The organism is Colwellia psychrerythraea (assembly GCF_000764225.1).
Taxonomy (GTDB): domain Bacteria; phylum Pseudomonadota; class Gammaproteobacteria; order Enterobacterales; family Alteromonadaceae; genus Colwellia; species Colwellia psychrerythraea_D.
In genome coordinates, this window is sequence record NZ_JQED01000005.1 from 543,305 (window position 1) to 562,761 (window position 19,457).

A 19,457-nucleotide genomic window follows, 5' to 3' on the forward strand; every position below is an offset into this window, starting at 1 on the left:
ATAACAATGAAATATATCAGCACATACTTCACTAGTTTCGCTATCGTACTTTTTTCTATCGCTATATTTAATTGGTTTATCGACCCTTTTGGCATGTTTTGGTCACCGCAAATAGAAAGAATTAATCTAATAAAACCTGAAGCAGGTAAACGCTCACGTATTACTAAAGCCTATCAAGTGAATGAGATTAAACCTGATATTTTAATTGTTGGTAACTCACGTGTTGAAATGGGGTTGAGCCCAAATAATAAAAACTTTGACGGTAAAGTCGTTTACAATCAGGGCATGCCAGGGGCTGGTGTAGCCATGCAAGTAGATTATGCACTTGATGCTATCGCTAATAACGACACGATAGAGCAATTGTTTGTTAGCGTAGATTTCCTCGACTTTTTATTAAATGAAAAACAAGTACTCGATTTCAAAACAAAAAATAACCATCATGCACAAACCAATTATGATTTCAGATTAATTTCCCAAGATAAAAGCAATCTTGCTAACATTGACCGCTTGAAAGAAAAGTTAATGATGATATTTTCTCTTGATGCCTTTAGCGCTAGTATCAATACTATTTTTCAACAAAAAAGTTTGACGAGTAGTCTCAACCCTCTTGGTTTCAATAGCGCCCTTTCTTACGTTTCTATTATGAATAGTGAAGGAATAAAACCATTATTCAAACAAAAGCTAGATGAAATATCAGCTAGGTTAACAGGTAAATCATGGGTAATTAAAGTACAAGATACTGCCCCTTATTCACCTACATTTGCTCATTTAGGGAGATTAGCTAAGGTAGCTAAAGAAAAAAAAATACAAATTACTTTTTTTATCAACCCTTATCATTTCAGTTACCTACACACTATATCTGACAATAACCAGTGGCATAATTTTCAGGTATGGAAAAAAACGTTAGTTAGCTATCTTAGTGCTATGCAAGGAGATGAGTTCATTTTGTGGGATTTTAGCGGCGCAAGTGATTTTGTTAATGAAATTGTACCGATAGCTACCCCAAAACAACAAATGCAGTGGTTTTGGGAGCCTGCACACTATAAGAAAGAACTAGGAGATAAACTTTTAGCTCGTTTGTTTTTGAGAGCTGAAAACAGCAATGTTCACTTTGGTGTAAGATTAACGAGAGGAAATATTGAAGGCTTGCTAGAAAAAGATAAAGCAAGCCTCAAAAAACACCTAATACAGTGGAAAAAATTACAAACGTTGACTGAATAAATTAAGTCTTAGTCTGTTTTAAGAAAGCTCTGATAATCAAAGAAACTAGTCAGCTATTTATTATCAGCGGCTACACGACCATACTTATCTTCAAAGCGAACAATGTCATCTTCACCTAAATAGCTGCCTGACTGCACTTCAATCATTTCTAAAGGTAGTTTTCCTGGATTTTCTAGCGCATGAACAGCACCAACAGGAATATAGGCGGATTGGTTTTCAGTTAATAGCACAACTTTTTCATCTATCGTTACTTTCGCTGTTCCTGACACTATGATCCAGTGTTCAGCTCTGTGATGATGCATTTGCACTGATAGTTTAGCTCCTGGCTTTACAGTAATGCGTTTAACTTGGAAGCGTTCACCATTATCTACACTATCATACTTCCCCCAAGGGCGATAAACCTCTCGATGAATTACAGCTTCTGAACGCTGCTCTTTTTTAAGCTGCTCAACTATCTGTTTAACTTCTTGCACTTTATCTTTATTGGCAACAAGAACAGCATCTGGTGTATCAATAATAACCAAATTATCAACGCCAACCGTAGCAATCAGTTTATTTTGACTATGGATATAACTATTAGTTGTTTGCTGAGCGATTACGTCACCTTTCAAAACGTTTTTATCCGCATTTTGTGGGCAAACTTCCCAAAGAGCAGAATATGATCCAACATCACTCCAACCTGCATCTAGCGGAATAACCACGGCTGAGTCAGTTTTCTCCATTACTGCATAATCAATTGATTCACTAGCACAAGCCAAAAAATCTGTTATGTTTGGACGCAGAAAGTCAAGATCTTGTTTAACACCTTTCATCGCTTGCTGACAATGCTCTAAAATATCACCTCTATATTTAGCTAACTCTTCTAAATAGCGCGAAGCTTTAAATAAAAACATACCGCTATTCCAAAGGTAATCGCCAGAAGCTAAATAATCACTAGCAACTTGTGCGTTAGGTTTTTCTACGAACTTTGCCACGTCAAAAGTACTAGGCATTTCTTCACTGCCTTTTTTGATATAACCATATCCTGTTTCAGCGTGAGTCGGCACAATACCAAAGGTGACTAACTTTCCTTTCTGTGCAGCAATAGATGCTTGTTCAACAGATTGATGAAAAGCTTCAGTGTCTTGGATGACGTGATCTGCCGCTAATACTAACAACATCGCGTTTTCGTCTTTTTCTAAGGCATGAATTGCTGCTAATGCAACTGCTGGTGCGGTATTGCGTCCTTCGGGCTCGAGCAATATCGTACTTTTCTCTTGTGATAATTGTCTGACTTGCTCAGCAACTAAAAAACGATGCTCTTCATTACAAATAAATACTGGCTCACCACTGTTTTTGGGTAAGCGCAATAAGGTATCTTGCAACATACTACTATCATTAACGAGTGGTAAAAATTGCTTAGGAAAAAGGGCACGAGAAAGAGGCCAAAGGCGTGTGCCGCTACCGCCACACATAATTGCAGGGAAGATTTTTTCTGGGATCATGTTTATTCCGTATAAGTAAGGCAATGCTTAGATGATACTATAATATGCTAAGATCGCTTTCTTTGAAACCTTGAATATCAGATGGATAGCACAATAGCGCCCCCCATTAGCCTCTATATAGCATCCTTGAATTCTAACCTGCTTAAGGGCAAAGGTTTAGTCCAATTCCTTCAGGTGAATTGAAGCTAACCCAGCTCCATCTGTATTAATAAAGTAAGATAATCGTTCATTATGAAGCTGAATATACTCTGCCATACTCAAGTTATTAATAATCACACCAAAATCGTTTTCAATCTTCTGATTTTCATTGTTTAAAGCCAATGCAATTCGTTTTGCAATTAACTCGTTTACTTCTACGGAGAAATGGCTGCCATCGTACGTATTTTCAACTGTATGAGTTACATCGTTTGCTACCGAAAAATCAATAACCTGGCTTCCAGTTTGAACCAATTGATAAATACTCTGTAAATAGCTATTTAAAATCCCTTTCTTTCGCATATCTTCCATGTGCCAAACACTTAACGGTGGAATATAAAATATATTTTTTTCTGCCCCTATAACCAACAATAACTCATTATACTTATCATTTACTCCAGAAATAACTTTGCCTTCTACAGTTTGTACGAGAGGCTTGTTAGGATTAAATTTTGCAGTGGTATTAATAAAGACAGAAAAATTTTCATCGAACTCTCTTTCAAGAGGAGATAGTCCAGCAAAAAGACGCAGAGAATAGACTAAGGAATCCACCGTTAAATATGATTGCCAAAAGCTATCCGGGTAGGACCTTTTCTTAATAAACCTAGGTATGTTAGTACTTAGCGATGAAAAATAATTTTGCGGCTCAACAGCGATTATAGACGTTGATATAGAAAGGTTTAGAACAGAGTTTGCATAATCAGCATAGTCAGAGAATTCATTTATACGACCCGCTGAAAAAGCTAAATTAAAACATTTATTAGCATCAATTTTAGCTGCTGGAAGTATTGTTGCTCTTGAACTGCCAAAGATCAAACAGTCAACTGTATCCCTTTTTTTAATCAATTGGTTAATTTTCGTCAACCTTTCGTTAAAACCAAAATTTCTCTTAGTTACAGTATTCCCATTAAAGTACCACAAAGGATCAAATATAAGGTTAATTGTAAAAACAGAGGACAGAACCAATAAAACCGTGACAGTAAATAAGGCAAGACTCCGCAAAAAAGTTTTATTCATTAGCTTCTCAAAATTGGAAATATAAAAATTCACTGACTCTATTCATGTTTAAGACACACCATGCAAACAATATCCCACAACACATAGGGAATGTAGCATAGGCAAATGATTTACCAATTTTTTCAACTGATACGTGACTTGAAGACTCAATAGATTTTGGTAAGTTTATTGTGAATATTTTATTTATCATAGCTAAGCTATTAGGTAGATACTTACACGCGAAGAGTAGTGTAACTATCAATAATACCGCGCTATGCCCAGTATCCGAAGGTTTACCGTTGATAATTTGCAATATGGAAACACCCCACCCCTTAAAGTCAAAGATAAATGCTTTCCATATTTCGACGCGAGGAAAGGAATCAAAATTAACCATTCCTTTGAGAATAACAACTGCAACATCTACACTTTCAGCTCTGAAGAAAACCCAAGAAACAATTACCGAAATGAATGTTATAAACCAACAAATATTACTATAGAGACTTCCTGAGAAGCTAATATTCAACTTATTAAGCATAATTCGATATAGTTGATTTAAAATAAGGTAGGAGCCATGTAACCCTCCCCAAATTATAAAGGTCCATCCTGCACCATGCCAAAAGCCTCCAATTAACATAGTTAACAGTAGATTGGTATACCTTCTAGCAACACCATTTCGATTCCCTCCTAGTGCTATATAGAGGTAATCTCTTAAAAATGTAGATAAGGTAATATGCCAACGTCGCCAAAAATCTACGATACTAGTTGCTTTATATGGTGAGTTAAAATTAATCGGTAGCCTAATTCCCATCATCAATGCTAACCCTATAGCCATATCAGAATAGCCCGAAAAATCAAAATATAACTGGAAGGTGTATGCCAAAGCCCCTGTCCAAGCTAAGACTATATCAATGCTAGCGGCTTCTGTTGCTAAATTAAACACAGGAGAAGAGTACATCGCAATACTATCGGAAATAACCATTTTCTTGAATAAACCCAGAGTAAATATGCATAAGCCTATAAAAAACGGCTTTACAGCAAACTTAAAAACCTTCTCTGATTTAAACTGAGGCAATACGTTCTTGTGATGTACAATTGGACCTGCGATTAGCTGCGGAAAGAATGACACAAATAAAGCGTAATGTAGAAAGCTATGCTCTGATGTTTCAAAGCGATATGAATCAACTAAATAAGCTATTTGTTGAAATGTAAAAAACGAAATAGCTAAAGGTAACACTATTTTTTCTATGTAGATATTTGTACCTAACATAGCGTTACCTTGTTCGACAAAAAAGTTCATGTATTTAAAATAAACTAATGCGCCTAAGTTAATAACAATCCCCAAGCCAAGCAGAAATTTTCTAACTTTTAAAGATAATTTACTCTGCAGCTTTATTCCAAATGAATAGTTAAAAGCCATAGAGCCAATTATAAGTAGTAAATAGCTAGCTTCCCACCAACCATAAAAAAAGAGTGAGCTGAAAACTAACCAAGAAATTGGGTAGTCTTTCGACGGTGAATATTTCCCCAAAAGAAAATACACAATGAGTGTAATCGGAAGAAATAAGAAGAGAAATTCAGGGGAATTAAATAACAAAAATCTTCCTTAATATTTTGAGGGGAACTTCACTTATCGTGCTATAAATACATTGAGATCATCAAATAATGTATCAATTTTATTCAAGCTAACTTTAGTCTTAGCCAATTCATATAATGTGACAATTTTTTCTGGATCATCTGTCCATATAAATTCAATTTCACTGCTCAAAGCATTTAAAAATTCTGTTTGATGATTGTCAGTCAGCGCTACATTTGCAACAGATATAAAAGGCTTTTCTTTTCTGATACAGTCACTTGTACTCCCAGTGCCGCCATGACATATAATAAAGTCGGCATCATCGTAAAAACTTTGTAAACTATCTGCGTACCTAATGTACTCACAATTCTTAGGTTCATATTCTCCAGAACCTATTTGACACAGAACCTTTTCGCCAGTAAAAAAACCCTCTCCGACTAGTTTATCTATTTGCATTATTAATATGTCAAAGTTATAGGTCCCAACAGTTACAAAAATCAAAGTATTTTCCCTTTATAAATAGTTTTAGGATATTTATTCTTAATTTCTTTCCATTGAACATAAAAGCGATTAGCTAATTTCAGTCGATATATTATTTTACCTGTTCTTGATAAGTCACTTACCCTAGTTAAACTTTCAATAAATACACGCTTAGCACCTTGGCTAATAGACCAAATAAAAATGGGAATCGCCATTGAAGACGCAACAGAAATGATAATATCAGGCTTGACCTCTGAAACTATTTTTCTCGCGCTCCAAAAGCTTTTTAAGAAGTCTCTAATCCTTACCGAGATGCTTCTTGTTGAAAAGTGAGTGGTTTTAGGAATAATATAACACTTTGAGTCATCTAACTCTTTAAAAACTGATGTTGAGTCTTCAGCTGTAACGTAATAAAGCTCTACCGTTTCTATATTTAAGTTTCTGATTACTTGCTTCATTTGGCCTAAAAATCCACCTCCAGCTAAAATAACAAGTATTTTTTTCTTTTCAAAATTCATTTAGCTTCCAACTGCCTCAGCATATGTTTGTATAGACATTGATACCAAGTCTAAACCTTAGCACAGTTAGCCTTTTAATAAGTAGAATGCAGGCAAGATATTTAGAAAAATACGCCTAAAAATAAAAAAGTTGCCAACACTTTGTACAGCCTAAATACTTATTTTTTATAGTATGGTGCCCGCATTACTGACGTAATGATTCTGAAATTAACAAGCAAAATGTTGTACACATATGTTTTATAATGCAATCAAGATCAGTTTTATTATTTTCCTTACCCTTAGCTGAAGGTATGACACAACTAACTCAATCAAATCATCTATTCTCTCTTCTCAATTGAATCGCACCTTTAAACTTAAAAATAATAGCGATGGTCTTAAAAAGAAAAACTAAGACATAATGGATTGCCAAGTACAGTATTTATTGCTACCACCAAAAGGTGAATTTGTTCTAGTAGCAGCTTCTCCTGATGATAATTATATATTTGCTAGTTGGTTAGAAGGCTACACCTCAAAGGCATATTCTTTTTTCAATACAAAAGGATATGTATTTAACTGCTCAGAAAATATTAAAAAAAAAGCCTAAATGGGTTATATTGAGTCAATAAAAATAACATACAAGTTTTTTATACCTGCAATATCAATAAGGATGAAATGAATTTTTCCCAAATAGCCGCCAAATTTATGGTACACCATTCAACTCAGGATTACTGTTTATGCAGCCATGATCATTTTATATTCAAATATTTTTATAAAACAGGTAATTTAGTTAAGCTTTGTCAGCTTCAACCTATTAATAACAGTTTATTAGCTCGATTCAAAGATTGGTTAGCCCGCTCTTTTATTGCTCGCTCCCTCACTAATAATTTAGGAATTGGGCACGTTATTCAACTACCCTCTGGCACTATATTAGCTCTATATGGAAAAATATATAGATTTGACGGCAGTTCAAAATATGCCAAAATAACTTTCAACTATGCATCCAAAGGGATAGCTTCGCCTTTAAAAAGTGGTGTAGCTGTACACCCTACCTCTGGCAATGCCTATTTTGGCGAATATGTAAACGATTCTCGTACGGTAGTTAGAATATATAAAATCTATAATGATGGTAGAAACATGGAATGTTGCCATCAATTTATCAATGCCGAAATTAAACATATTCACGGAATATTTTGGGATAAATACAGAAAACGCTTATGGATAAGTACAGGAGATAAAGATACTGAGTCCAATTTATATTATACCGATGATGAATTTAACACCGTAGTAAAATATGCTGGCGGGAATCAAACTTGGCGGATGGTATCGATGGCAATTACACCACATAAGTTATACTGGGGCATGGATGCAGGAAAAGATGCGCCTGCCGATGCTTGCAATAAAATAATGAGTTTAGATATTCAAAGTAAGGATTTAAAGCCATTAGCTAACATTGGAAATCCCGCTTACCATATGATCAGAACGGTATCTGGACACATCTACATGGGGACAACCTATGAACCGGGCATGCAACAAGAAACGGAACATGCTGCAGCGCTATGGTTCTCAAAAACAGGTGAGAGTTGGGAAAAATTAAAGACTTTTCCTTATAAAGCTTCTCACCGGAAGGGATGTACAAAATACGCTTACTTATTTTTCCCTACAGGAGTTTCTCCCGATGATATGATAATGCTAACTCCTATTAATACCGTTCAACAAGAGTTTTCTATGATAAAATATTCGCTCAATTAGACATTGGCGAATAGATGTTTACACTTCACTTTGATACGTTTAGTGAATGTAATAATGCTAGGTTTTAAATCTGAGACTCGAAAAAGGGCATTATAAGATGCAGCACGAACAGGTTTGAAGTCATCGCTAGATTCTAACCGAGCAAGCTTATCAGCATAATGATCTTTCCAAATAACACTGCGGAAGGCTCTCTTTTTTGCTACACAGACTCCAAAATATTCCCCTATTTCTTGTAAAACATTGATGCCTGATAATGAGGCTATTTCATGCTGTAAATCGGTACGGCCCACTGTCGGTTCAATCATGATAAATTTATTTTTAATTGGATCTCTTTTATATTCCATTCCCATTAGCCCTGTAAAACCTACTTTTTTACAAAAGCTGAGTGTGATCTCTCTTAGTTCATCACTATACTCTGGAGCCGAAGTACAACTTGCCGTACCTCCTACCTTTAGAGGCCATGAACGTATTTTTCTACCGCAGAAACTTGTTACCTCATCTCCACTTTTTGAAATGAAGCAAAAGTAAAAATAAATATCACTATCCTCACCATTTATCCATTCTTGTAATATCATCCCAGGGTTAACAGGATATATTTCATGATATAGTTTACTGACTTGTTCTGCGCTCTCTACTTTATAACCTTTTTTGAATTGCTTTCCGTAAGCTATATTTTGTTCTAAAGGTTTAAATATACAAGGGAAGTTTAAAGTATCGAGTCTATTTAAATCCGCTATGTTATTAACAGTGAGTGATCTTGGGATAGGAGATCCTACTGATTCAGCTAATGCTTGAAAAGTTGATTTACTTTGCAGTTCCTCCGTATTTTTAGTGGGGATTAAATCAGTAATAAAATATTCATTTAATTGTTCAAGCTTAGTTGCAATTTTTGCCACACAAAGTTCTTCTGTTAACAACATCAAAGGTTTATGTTTTTGCTTGCTACCAAACTCTAAAAGCTGTTCAATAAAAGCGTCACTCGCTGTATTTTTTGATTCCCATCGACTACCATATTTAGAGTGCCATGCAGGCCCCTTTACATTATGACTAACGAGTAAAACGTCACAACAATCACCTAGTGCTCTTAAAGCACCTAGCGCATTTAATCCACTACCAACGACTAAAATATCACATTTACTAATACACATATTTTTCCCTGTTAATTCAAGCAAGTTCTTTTTCAGCTTCAACAATAGTGCTTGCAATGAAATTAATTTCATCTATTGAAACACCCACTAACGGTATCTCTAGCAAACCTGAGTCTGGAGAGCCGTTGTAAGGCTTAGAGCCTGATTGATAAGCAAAGCGCGTGATTATACCTCTTTGATTTAAGTAAGTAGCTAAATTATCAGGAGAGATGACATGACTACGCAAAACTAATCGAGTAAGAAAGCTATTTTCCAAACATAACTGCGGGGCACTTATAGACTTAAATTCACCAATAAGCTTTTTATAATAAACCAAGCTATTAATTATATTTTTCTTATTTTCGGTGAGCTTTTTATACTGTAATAAAGCAATTGCCGCATCTAAATTGGAGATATTAGTTATAGGGCTATAATAGTCCTTACGTTTATTCTTAAGCTTTGTGCTTATCCTACTTATATAATAATCAAGTTTCCTCCACACTCCTTGCAAAAGAAAATACATCACAAAGTGAACAAAGGCTGGCAACCTTGAGACACTGTGTTCTAAATTAGAGGTAAGTTGAGTTAACCTAGGCTGTAGGTTTTTATTGTTGCATAAAAGTATGCCACCGGAGGCTTTTACCCCTGTTGTTATTGTCTTAGATTGACTAAAACTGATTACTCCAGAATCTCCAAAAGTACCGAGCGTTTTCCCTTCGTGATACTCCCCAGCAGTCTGGGCTGCATCATCAATTAAGAAAACACTCCTTTTTTTACAAAGAGAACTTAAAGTGTCTATATCTGCAATCTTTCCATACATATGAACCATCAACACTGCTAAAGTTTGCTTACAAATAGAGGCTTCTACACTGCTTATATCAAGCAATAAGTCCTCGCCAACCTTAGCCTTAACCACCTTTAAGCCTGCACTCTCAATTATATCAATAACACTTTGACAAATATATTGAGGGATTATCACCTCGTTCGCGTCAATTTTTTTTTCTTTCATTGCTAATAGCGAAAAATAAATGCCTGCACGAGCTGAATTCAAAAAGGTTGCATGATTTAAATCGTAGGCTTTTGACAAAAAATGGCTTAACTTGCCCTGATAGTTGCCTAAAATACTTCGCCCAGTTATGAATAACCTTAAACTTAAAAGTATTTCCTTATAACCCCACTGAGCGACATGTAACTTTATTCTAGGCATTAGTTACTACCAGATTAAAAGGCCAACGATTTAATTTTTTTTCTGAAATACCTAGGTCAGTTAAAACACCTTTTAATAAAATAACACCATCGGTTCTGATATAAACAATCCATAAAAAGTAGGTAAGCATCCCTACTATGACTTTAAAGATCAGTGTAAGTAATACTGAGTCAAGTTGAAAAAAGGGTAAGATATAATGTTCGACGCCAAACAACATAAGCGCCATAGTAAGGCAGCCACTAAAAGGGGTTATAAATAATGCTAAATACTTAACTATTGGTAATTCAAAGTGTCTTTTAGCAAGCCAAAGTAAATACAAAACAAGGAAAGGGTAAGTAACAGCCAGTGCAATCGAAGCACCAATTATCCCAGATAAATTTGCGCCAACTATCACTGCAGATGGAATAATAATAGCACAAACAGTTGTATATCTAGCGGTAATATCTGCCCTACCTATTGAGATAAGTGCTTGTGTTAATAAAGGATCAATTGATTTAAATACCCCCATTATACAAAGTAATTGTAAAGGGACAATAACGGCATCCCATTGGCTCCCTAACAATATAGGTACTAATTCATTAGCCGTCAGCATTATCCCCACTAAAACAGGAAAAGTAATTAATGAAATACCTGCTGAAAGCTTTAAAAGTGCATTATTCAGTGCGGTGTAATTATCTTGCAGTTTAGCGAAAAGAGGGGATGCGACCTGGACAATTAAATTAGTAATATGTGCAGTAGGTAATTCTGCAATTGTTTGGGCCATAGAATACACACCTGTTGATTTTTCACCGGTAATTTTCCCAAGAATTAATGTTTGTGCATTGGTATATATATACCAAGTGACGCGTGAGTAAGTAACAGATACACCAAATTTCATTAGATCAAAGGCTTGAACAACATTACCTTTCCTATCTGGTAACCAGCCCGACAACCACATCAAACTAACTGTTTTGAATAGTTGAGCCGCTAATAGTCCATATACCAATGACCACGTTTTATATCCTAAATATGCTAATATTAAAGTGACAATGCATTGTAGTATGATAGAGATGAACTCTACGCCTGATATTATTTTAAAACGCATTTCTTTGACAAGTAATGCATCTGGAACAGACTTTATTGCACCTAACAAAAAACCGAGGGTTATTACTTGTAATAATGCTTCTATACTTGGATTTCCATAAAATTCCGCAGCCATGGAGGCACTAAAGAAAACGCATATATATAGAACGATACTGATGACAATGGCTATATAAAATACACCTGATAACTGTGCTTTTGTTACAACTTTTCTTTGTATAATTGCACTGCCAAGGCCTATATCATTAAAGAATCCAACAAAACCAGCAACAACCATTGCCATCGCCATTAATCCATAGTCTTCAGGCGAGAGTAGTCGGGCTAATATCAAAGTATTAACAAACGAAATTATCCGACCGGCACTTTTACCCAACCCTAGGAAAGCAATACCTCGCAACGTTTGTTTTTTTAAATCTGACATATTTACCTTTCCATGGAATTTAGTATATTAGCTAATTGCTTAGTTTTTTCATATCGAGAGTATTTTTCAATACCTTCACGCCCATTTATTTTCAAACTCATTAACTCTATTAATGCCTTTTCTAAATCAATACTATGAATCCCCATTGAACTCATCTCAACTTCTTTTAACAATAGCCCTGTAGCACCATTATTAGGAGTTAATGCTAAAATAGGCTTGTTTGTACGAATATATTCAAATAGCTTACCTGGTATTTGATTGTTAAATAAAGGCCCTTGAATAATCAATAGAGCACTCGCTTGCATCATTTCTTCTAAAGAATCTTTGTAAGTGATTGACGGTTTGAAAGCTACTAAATCAGTAATGTCTAACGAGGACAATACGCTTTCATATGGTCCTGCGCTAGATAGCCCTCGAAAAACCAACTCAAAATTACTCTTCGATATCTTTCCTTTTCTTTTAAGTATTGAAATGGCAGAAAAAATGGCTTGGGGATCTCTACCGCTTTCATAAACGGCACCACTGTGCAATAGACTAAAGAAGCCTTCCGTCTCATTTTGCTTTTGAGTTAAACTTGCGAAGTTACCCTCATCGTAGCCATTTTCTATCACATGAAAATTAGACAACTTAACATCTGGGTAAAGAGACTGATATAATGTTGAAGCTCTTTTTGTTGTAAATACAACTTTATCTGCATTTAACAGTGTCTTACGTTCAATTCGATGAGCAACAAAATCATAATTTTTTGCATTCTTATCATATCTACTTTGCAAAGGATCTCTATAATCAGCAATCCAAGGCAAACCACTCCACTTTGATAGTTTATAAGCTATATTATGTGTTGTAGACACAGGGTAAGTTGACCAAATAACATCCGGTTGAAGCTCTTGAATTATTTTTTTTCCTAATGGTACAGCCGTAAATTTCCACGTCCACCACCTATCAGGCACTTTCATTATGCTCAGATATTTACCTTTTATGGAAAAGTCTCGAGAGGCATTAAATGCAAAGCTTCTGAAAACATGTTTTATTTCAGGAGAGATCGTCTGGCTATGATCAACTGTATTATGCGCGCCCTCATTTACTGTTAAAATGATGGGTTCCCAACCAAAATCTTTAAGGTATTCTGCAAATTTCAACGTTCTTTGCACGCCGGCACTTTTACAGGGAGGGAAGTCCAGTGCAACCATTAATATTCTTTTTTTCGTCATTCTAGTGTGATTTCATCCTTACCTGTTCTAGGCATGGCATGGTCAGCGCACCAACATTACTAAACCTATTACGCTTCATGCCACATAAGTCTCTACTGACTTCACTCTTAACTTTTTTTATTGTCTTAATATTGCCATCAAATTCACTTTCATTATTCAATAAGACTTCTATCTTACCACCATCTCGACTCCTAATAGGACCATTTGAAAGGTTATTAAAAAGCTTCACAGAACTTGCTTTAAATCGTACATCAATGCCCAGAGTGTTAAATAACGAGTTATGAGAGATAGTGCTGTTACGTGCTCGATTTAGATAAATACCTACATCTTGACTACAATTTAATATAAGGTTATTTCGCATAACTCCATTACTATGCTCACTATCACAGTTCCCATCTCTGCAGAATGAAGGACCTGTGCCTCCCCCGCCAAAAGATAAGCCAATTCGAGTACTATTATCGTTAATAACAGAAGACTCACAATTCACAATATTGTTTTCAACTAAGCCATTATTTCCATTGCCTTTTAAAAATGCAGCGTAGCTTGTAAAATCTCCACCTAACTTGCTGTTATCACCAATATAGTTTTTGCGCATTATAGAGTCATTACCTGCAACAATATCCACTAATGTAACTGAGCTATGCGTTTCTCTAGCTGAAGTATTATAAATACTGTTAGATTCAATTAAAATATGGTCAGGGTATCTTCGATTAGGGATTTTTCCAGAAGAGTTTACTTTGATAGAAGAATTGAAATCAACTATCTCATTATTTCTAATAACTATATTCTTACTTCCTGCGAGGTGAAAAGCATGCTCACATCCCGAATGCTTAGCACACACGCCGGTAATTTTTAAATTTTCTACAATCCAATTATCTCCGGTGATCAAAAACCCTTCAAAGGAGTTCAAATTGATACTAACGTCACCAAACGCTTCTGCTGAAATTCGAATCGGATAAGAAGTCTGTCCAAAAGCTGATAAATACACGCGAGAATAATTGATATTATATTGGCCTGGTGAAAGAATGATATTATCCCCTGCTTCAGCATCTTTTATTGCATTGATAAAGTCCTTAGCGGTACTAACATGTATTTTTCTTAAATAATTTTGGGATACAAGCCTTCGATGATGTGTAATAACCCGTTCATCTAGTTCAGTATCTATAGCTGTGATCTTGGAATTCTCAAACGATGCACCAATGAGCTTTTGACTTAAAACCACATGAGGGACACTAAAATCTTCGCTAGAAATAAAATGTTCCGCAATGTAAGAGACTGGTTGAGCTAGCTTTTGAAACAGAGGAGATGATGTGTTTTCCAAAGAACTCACTACCCTTTTCATAAAAATATCTGCAGGTAAATCATATTGATTGTAAATATACGACCCTATAAATATCCCCAAAACTAAGCATATTGCTAACAACCAGTGAGCAACAACACCCATAACATAAAAATATCGCCCCACATAACCAATTAGTTTCTTCATCATTTATTTGTGAGCCTTTTCAGAGCTAACTTGTTGTACATTCCCTTTTTCTAGTAAATACTTATTGCAGACCTTGGGCAATGAGCCACATTGATACCATACGTTAATTCCTTCAATTTTTGGCAACACACTAGCTGAATTTTCAAATATGATTCCGACATTATCAATTTGAATGGCAACCCTACCTCTAGTCAGTTTGTGCTCAATTGTTCTGCTCTTACTAAACTCATCTATGCTTGGCCTATGGATACTATATAGCTGATGATGAGTTGAATCTGTGGGCAAGTTTATTTCAAAACGCCAACTAGGTGCCTTCTTTGATTTCCTTATACCCAATCCTTTATTAAAGTTTGCTCCATTAAATTGTGCTTCATCACCATCACTCTCTACATAGAATTTAAAGTCTTCTCCTCCTAGAATAGATACATCACTCATTTCACCTATTATTTCAGTGACTAAGTGAGCATTTAAATTCTTCGTTTTAATTATTCTACCTTGAGACTTACTGATACCATTATTTTTCACACCTTTTACCACTACCGCATTAGATACTTGTGGTTTGTTGACCGTATGATATAAGATTTTAGCCTGATACTGCGGATCAGTTGTTTTGATATCATCAAATACAATTAATACATCTTGCTTATGAAGGTAGAGGATTTGTCTTTTCACCTGACTAACTTTGCCATTTTCATCATTTTCATCAAACCAAGAACTATTATAGGCTTTCGTTAGATCCGAGTTTATATAAGAAATTGAGCCATTAGAATAGGAGCCTATAATCCTGCCTCCGGTTAACACTTTGCCCTGAGTTCTTTTTTTAAACCAATCATCAACACTTAAAATAGCACTACCCAAAGGCATGGTTATTCTTTGCCCTCCATCAGCAACATTAGCTCGACGACTTGTAGATATTGAATTGAGTTCATTATTTTTCTGAATTAATATAGTATTTTTTGCAACAGATCTAATGGCATAATTTAAACGATTATCCCCTGAATACTTTCCATACATACTGCTGTTCACAAGTAATGGTGCACTTTTAAACAAAGAAATATGCCCATTATCGTAATGACCATGATGAGTAAATGAATCGCCGCTTCGATAAGAAATAAATGTCTCTTTATCTTCCCAGTTTTGATGAATATAGGCTTGGCCAAAATAGTTTTTTCCAAAAATATCCATAAACGGTAATTCAGACCTATAATTTGTTTCTGATGATTCATTCAATAAATACTGACTATTAACATCTTTAAAGAGAGGCCAGCCCCAACGATAATCAGAAAAGTAATTCGCCCTCCCATGCTGTTTCGCAATGGAGTCAGACAATCCATAGAATATTTTCTTCTCTGTTAACTGCCCAATAAGATCTATTACACGACTAGTTTCGTCTTTTCTATCAATACGTGGGCCTTCATCTCCTAGCGGCTCAATAGTTAAGTCTGGGCGTGTCGCATATATATGCCATTTACCTATTCGAACCAGTAAACGATTCAACTTAGGATGCCAATAATCCTCTTCCATTCCATTTAAATATCCAGATATCGCAAGAACAATATAAAAAGCTCTAGAGTTCACCCAATAATTATAGCCTTCTGGCCAGGCCTCAGTGATACTAAGTGCTTCAATCATCGAATAAAAATGCGGGGCGGTAGCTGCCAGCAAATCATCAGAAACACTGTCAAGAGCCATTAATGTTATCCACATTTGAGCTGTTAACGTTGCCCTTCCGTGCCATAAAGATGGGCTAGAGCTATTTAATAATACAAGGTAGTGTTTTACAGCTTTTTCAAGTTTCTTATTTATTCGCGCCCTGTTTTCAGTAGAAAACTCTATCTGTGTTTTCAAGGAATCATAAACAAAGCCCAGCTCCCAACCAGTGCCATGATGACCGCTGGCATTAGGAAGTGTTAAAACAAAGTTATTAACATGCTCTTTTACGGATTTTAGTTTACCTGTGTCCTTGGTAAGGATTGCACAAGATGTAAGCCAGAGCATACGCTCTATTTTGCATGGGTTATATTTTTTAAGAAGGTCTTGGTTAAAATCAGAATGGTCAATCTTACCTTGTGTTAATTTACTAATCTGAGGAACCAAACGAGGGGATTGGGCTCTTAATTTTGGGAGAGAGTATCCTTGTATATTGTCTATAACAAAAGCACTATTGAGGAGGTAGTCTTCTAAATACTTATTATCTATTGATAATTTTTCACTCAGACGATAAGCAAACTGCGGTACTGTTAGGTCAAAATGTTTAGCAAATAGAATTACGCATAAAGCAAAGAAAAAGTGCAATACAATTCCACTAAAAATAAAATAAACCTGCCTAAACTTCACATTACTTCCTGTAATTCAATGCCAGACGTAAACAAAACTTTAATTCAGTTTCATCCCAGGGGGTAAATCGTTTAATTTTAAACCTGTCATTGGAAAAGTTTGTTAAAGTTCCCCAGTTTGTTGAAAAAGCAGCTTTAAAGCCTAGTTTTTTCACCATTTCAATATGTTTATCACCAAAGTCTTTTCTGTACAGGCCATTAGGAAAAGCAAAGTACTCAACTTTTTCCTGGATTATTTTTTCTAATATCAACTTGCTTTTTTGTATTTCAACAAAGGCGTCATCATCCTCTTCAAGTGACAAAATAGGATGCCTATGAGTGTGGGCGCCTATTGTCATACCCCCTAAGTGCATTTCTTTTATATATTCAGGTAAAAGAAAAATATTCTGATTTTCTTGCTCTAAATTAGTTTGTTTTTGCAAGAAAGATATTTCACGGTTTCTTTCTATTAAAGATTTATACTTTATTCGTTCAGTAAGCTCTGCAACTGTAGACTGCCTCGTTCGATAAGTATCAATATTATATAGTTTGTTATCCAAGGTTATCGTTGCCAATTGATTAGGCGCATTAAAAACGACACTCGCAATTTCATCTTCCCACAAAAAACCTTTTTCCAAGCCTTCCGTTGCAATGAAAAAGCAAGCGGATACTCCTTGATCTTTTAAAATATTATAGATGAAGTCATAACTATCCCTATAACCATCATCAACGGTAATTGTAACGGCTTTAGGAGGTAACTTATTTCTCTCACTTAACTCAATTGCTTCAGGTAAAGATAACACGACAAAATTTCTTTTCAGCCATAATACTTGTTTGCTAAATAGCTCTGTCGTTAGATGCAATGGCCTTAACAGATCTTTGTCATCTGTAACCCTGTGGTATGTAAGAACGTTTAGCGCATTATCTTCATATTTATTCCCTCCAATCCGGGAATAATAATCAACCAATTTTGTAAGCATCCCCCCTCCTTTTAGACTTAACGGACTTATCCTTAATCAACAACTGTTCAAGAGCAAAGATTAATGCCAATAGCGCATACAGCATATCAAAGTAAGCCAAGCTTACGCCTGCCCCTCCAGCACAGTATGCCACTAGAGAAACACGAAGCATTTTGGTTAAAGAAATAATACTTTCTGACTGCTCAGTACTTATAGCGAGCTTAACAATTTTTCCCGTTTTATTAAAAGCAACTAAGAGAATCATTAGAAAAATGAAAAGCCCTATATAGCCATGATCTCCTAACACTTGAAAGTAAATACTATGCGCAGCTTTATAGCCAATTCCCCCCATATGCGAAGTATCTATGATTTCATTATATGATCCTGCGGCATCATAACTATGCCAAATAAATGAAACTTGTCCTGCTTTGAAGCCACCTCCAGTAATAATATTATCATTAGCCATAAGGACAGCTTGTTTCCAAGCTAGCACTCTTCCTAAGAATGAAGCATCGGTTTTAACTGTCTCTATGGTATTCATCCTGCCCTCCCATTCAGGGGAGAGCAAACTACTGGAGAAAGATAAACCAATGACAAGCAGTAGCGTATATACTAATTTATGCTTGCTTTGGAACCAAAAGTACGCCCCAATAATAACTAAAGCGATTGTACCCCCTCTAGAAAAGGTGCCAATAATTGCGATAACATTTAATACAACCGCTGCATATAAACCTAATCTAATAAATTTATATTTGGAAATACCAGCTAAGTACACTAATAGTGGCAGCATCATATTAAATGCTAGCGCCAATTCATTTCGATCACCTAACACATGGCCAGCAAGGCCCCTAATTCTATGTGCTCCGCCACTTGATATATATTTTAATCCCTCTAAACAGCCATAGAACCCAACTGATAAAACTAACGCCCAAATTAGAACATTCATATGCAATCGAGTTCGGATCACCATGATAGAAAAAAAATAAAATAAGGATATTTTTAAAAACTCAAGCCATTGGGCCCAAACAAAATCAGGAATAGAAATAGTGTAAAAACTAGTAATCATAGTCCATAATAAAAAGATAAAAATTAAAAATGTTAATCCATCTCCTTTAAACGGTTCTTTTTCCTTCCATTTTATATAAGATATTGCAGCACAAAGTACAATGATCATATTGTATCTAAAGCTAGTCGCAAAATTATAAACCCAGCCATTGGGGAAATGCATAGCAACCCAAAGCCACATAGCAGCGCCAATAAATGGTTTTCTTAATACGGCATACATAATCAAAGGAAAAATAAATAAAAAGAATATATCTCTCATCGTAAATTCTCATTATCTTTTAGATCTTGTGCTGCTTTATTTTTCTCTACTTCTTCATCATCGGCTTTAATAGCCCAAAAACACAAAAAAACTACGGCACAAAGGTTTATCGCCCATAAAAAACTTTCCATG

General features: G+C 35.4%; 17 protein-coding genes. 3 read left to right on the plus strand and 14 right to left on the minus strand.

Features of this window, described 5'->3' with window-relative positions; genetic code table 11:
- The first annotated feature begins 6 nt into the window (after positions 1 to 6).
- Positions 7 to 1,221, plus strand: a complete 1,215-nt coding sequence (locus tag ND2E_RS16875) for a hypothetical protein (protein ID WP_033092611.1) — start codon at positions 7 to 9, stop codon at positions 1,219 to 1,221.
- A gap of 53 nt (positions 1,222 to 1,274) precedes the next feature.
- Here the strand turns inward: ND2E_RS16875 and ND2E_RS16870 are convergent, their stop codons facing one another.
- The 5 genes from ND2E_RS16870 to ND2E_RS22320 all read right to left on the minus strand — a co-directional run bounded on the left by ND2E_RS16870 (position 1,275) and on the right by ND2E_RS22320 (position 6,467).
- Complete coding sequence (locus ND2E_RS16870) at positions 1,275 to 2,705, minus strand: mannose-1-phosphate guanylyltransferase/mannose-6-phosphate isomerase (protein ID WP_033092612.1); 1,431 nt, start codon at positions 2,703 to 2,705, stop codon at positions 1,275 to 1,277.
- Positions 2,706 to 2,861: 156 nt separating this feature from the next.
- A complete protein-coding gene (locus ND2E_RS16865) occupies positions 2,862 to 3,917 on the minus strand; it encodes a hypothetical protein (protein ID WP_150113706.1) in 1,056 nt (351 codons plus the stop codon).
- Positions 3,918 to 3,924: 7 nt separating this feature from the next.
- Complete coding sequence (locus ND2E_RS16860; protein ID WP_033092614.1) at positions 3,925 to 5,490, minus strand: MBOAT family O-acyltransferase; 1,566 nt, start codon at positions 5,488 to 5,490, stop codon at positions 3,925 to 3,927.
- 33 nt (positions 5,491 to 5,523) lie between these two features.
- Positions 5,524 to 5,970 (minus strand): glycosyltransferase, encoded by a 447-nt coding sequence (locus ND2E_RS22315; protein ID WP_052056245.1) that lies wholly within the window; start codon positions 5,968 to 5,970, stop codon positions 5,524 to 5,526.
- Entirely contained in the window at positions 5,967 to 6,467 is a 501-nt protein-coding gene (locus ND2E_RS22320; protein ID WP_052056246.1) for a glycosyltransferase family protein, read from the minus strand. The genes ND2E_RS22315 and ND2E_RS22320 overlap by 4 nt, the downstream gene beginning before the upstream one ends.
- A 397-nt stretch (positions 6,468 to 6,864) precedes the next feature.
- Here ND2E_RS22320 and ND2E_RS23045 point away from each other — a divergent pair, with 397 nt between their 5' ends.
- Both ND2E_RS23045 and ND2E_RS16850 read left to right on the plus strand, forming a co-directional pair.
- A complete protein-coding gene (locus ND2E_RS23045) occupies positions 6,865 to 7,050 on the plus strand; it encodes a hypothetical protein (RefSeq protein WP_033092615.1) in 186 nt (61 codons plus the stop codon).
- Positions 7,051 to 7,118: 68 nt separating this feature from the next.
- The gene (locus ND2E_RS16850) at positions 7,119 to 8,195 is read left to right on the plus strand and encodes a hypothetical protein (protein WP_033092616.1); all 1,077 of its coding nucleotides are present in this window, start codon (positions 7,119 to 7,121) and stop codon (positions 8,193 to 8,195) included.
- On the opposite strand, the gene ND2E_RS0121245 is transcribed toward ND2E_RS16850, so the two are convergent.
- The 9 genes from ND2E_RS0121245 to ND2E_RS23470 are packed head-to-tail and all read right to left on the minus strand — an operon-like array spanning position 8,192 to position 19,456.
- Positions 8,192 to 9,415, minus strand: a complete 1,224-nt coding sequence (locus ND2E_RS0121245; RefSeq protein WP_052056247.1) for a carboxylate--amine ligase — start codon at positions 9,413 to 9,415, stop codon at positions 8,192 to 8,194. The two genes, ND2E_RS16850 and ND2E_RS0121245, sit on opposite strands and share 4 nt — an antisense overlap.
- Positions 9,360 to 10,529, minus strand: coding sequence for a DegT/DnrJ/EryC1/StrS family aminotransferase (locus ND2E_RS16845; RefSeq protein ID WP_033092617.1), 1,170 nt, complete (start codon positions 10,527 to 10,529; stop codon positions 9,360 to 9,362). Before ND2E_RS16845 ends, ND2E_RS0121245 begins: the two co-directional genes overlap by 56 nt.
- Positions 10,522 to 12,030: a lipopolysaccharide biosynthesis protein gene (locus ND2E_RS16840; protein WP_033092618.1), complete on the minus strand. Its 1,509-nt coding sequence runs from the start codon at positions 12,028 to 12,030 to the stop codon at positions 10,522 to 10,524. Before ND2E_RS16840 ends, ND2E_RS16845 begins: the two co-directional genes overlap by 8 nt.
- A gap of 2 nt (positions 12,031 to 12,032) precedes the next feature.
- Positions 12,033 to 13,241, minus strand: coding sequence for a glycosyltransferase (locus ND2E_RS16835; protein WP_033092619.1), 1,209 nt, complete (start codon positions 13,239 to 13,241; stop codon positions 12,033 to 12,035).
- Between the two features lies 1 nt (position 13,242).
- Positions 13,243 to 14,730 carry a right-handed parallel beta-helix repeat-containing protein gene (locus ND2E_RS22325; protein ID WP_052056249.1) on the minus strand — a complete coding sequence of 496 codons (1,488 nt, stop codon included), beginning with the start codon at positions 14,728 to 14,730 and terminating at the stop codon, positions 13,243 to 13,245.
- Positions 14,731 to 17,064, minus strand: coding sequence for a hypothetical protein (locus ND2E_RS16830; RefSeq protein WP_033092620.1), 2,334 nt, complete (start codon positions 17,062 to 17,064; stop codon positions 14,731 to 14,733).
- 1 nt (position 17,065) lies between these two features.
- A complete protein-coding gene (locus ND2E_RS16825; RefSeq protein WP_033092621.1) occupies positions 17,066 to 18,022 on the minus strand; it encodes a polysaccharide deacetylase family protein in 957 nt (318 codons plus the stop codon).
- Positions 18,003 to 19,325, minus strand: a complete 1,323-nt coding sequence (locus ND2E_RS16820; protein ID WP_033092622.1) for a putative O-glycosylation ligase, exosortase A system-associated — start codon at positions 19,323 to 19,325, stop codon at positions 18,003 to 18,005. Before ND2E_RS16820 ends, ND2E_RS16825 begins: the two co-directional genes overlap by 20 nt.
- Positions 19,322 to 19,456 (minus strand): hypothetical protein, encoded by a 135-nt coding sequence (locus ND2E_RS23470; RefSeq protein WP_263281872.1) that lies wholly within the window; start codon positions 19,454 to 19,456, stop codon positions 19,322 to 19,324. Before ND2E_RS23470 ends, ND2E_RS16820 begins: the two co-directional genes overlap by 4 nt.
- Position 19,457 lies beyond the last annotated feature (1 nt).

Bases quoted from the DNA above. Each gene is read 5' to 3' on its own strand.
- ND2E_RS16875 (WP_033092611.1), top strand. From the start codon at position 7: ATGAAATATATCAGCACATACTTCACTAGTTTCGCTATCGTACTTTTT.
- ND2E_RS16870 (WP_033092612.1), bottom strand. From the start codon at position 2,705: ATGATCCCAGAAAAAATCTTCCCTGCAATTATGTGTGGCGGTAGCGGC.
- ND2E_RS16865 (WP_150113706.1), bottom strand. From the start codon at position 3,917: ATGAATAAAACTTTTTTGCGGAGTCTTGCCTTATTTACTGTCACGGTT.
- ND2E_RS22320 (WP_052056246.1), bottom strand. From the start codon at position 6,467: ATGAATTTTGAAAAGAAAAAAATACTTGTTATTTTAGCTGGAGGTGGA.
- ND2E_RS23045 (WP_033092615.1), top strand. From the start codon at position 6,865: ATGGATTGCCAAGTACAGTATTTATTGCTACCACCAAAAGGTGAATTT.
- ND2E_RS16850 (WP_033092616.1), top strand. From the start codon at position 7,119: ATGAATTTTTCCCAAATAGCCGCCAAATTTATGGTACACCATTCAACT.
- ND2E_RS0121245 (WP_052056247.1), bottom strand. From the start codon at position 9,415: ATGAAATTAATTTCATTGCAAGCACTATTGTTGAAGCTGAAAAAGAAC.
- ND2E_RS16845 (WP_033092617.1), bottom strand. From the start codon at position 10,529: ATGCCTAGAATAAAGTTACATGTCGCTCAGTGGGGTTATAAGGAAATA.
- ND2E_RS16840 (WP_033092618.1), bottom strand. From the start codon at position 12,030: ATGTCAGATTTAAAAAAACAAACGTTGCGAGGTATTGCTTTCCTAGGG.
- ND2E_RS16835 (WP_033092619.1), bottom strand. From the start codon at position 13,241: ATGACGAAAAAAAGAATATTAATGGTTGCACTGGACTTCCCTCCCTGT.
- ND2E_RS22325 (WP_052056249.1), bottom strand. From the start codon at position 14,730: ATGATGAAGAAACTAATTGGTTATGTGGGGCGATATTTTTATGTTATG.
- ND2E_RS16825 (WP_033092621.1), bottom strand. From the start codon at position 18,022: ATGCTTACAAAATTGGTTGATTATTATTCCCGGATTGGAGGGAATAAA.
- ND2E_RS16820 (WP_033092622.1), bottom strand. From the start codon at position 19,325: ATGAGAGATATATTCTTTTTATTTATTTTTCCTTTGATTATGTATGCC.
- ND2E_RS23470 (WP_263281872.1), bottom strand. From the start codon at position 19,456: ATGGAAAGTTTTTTATGGGCGATAAACCTTTGTGCCGTAGTTTTTTTG.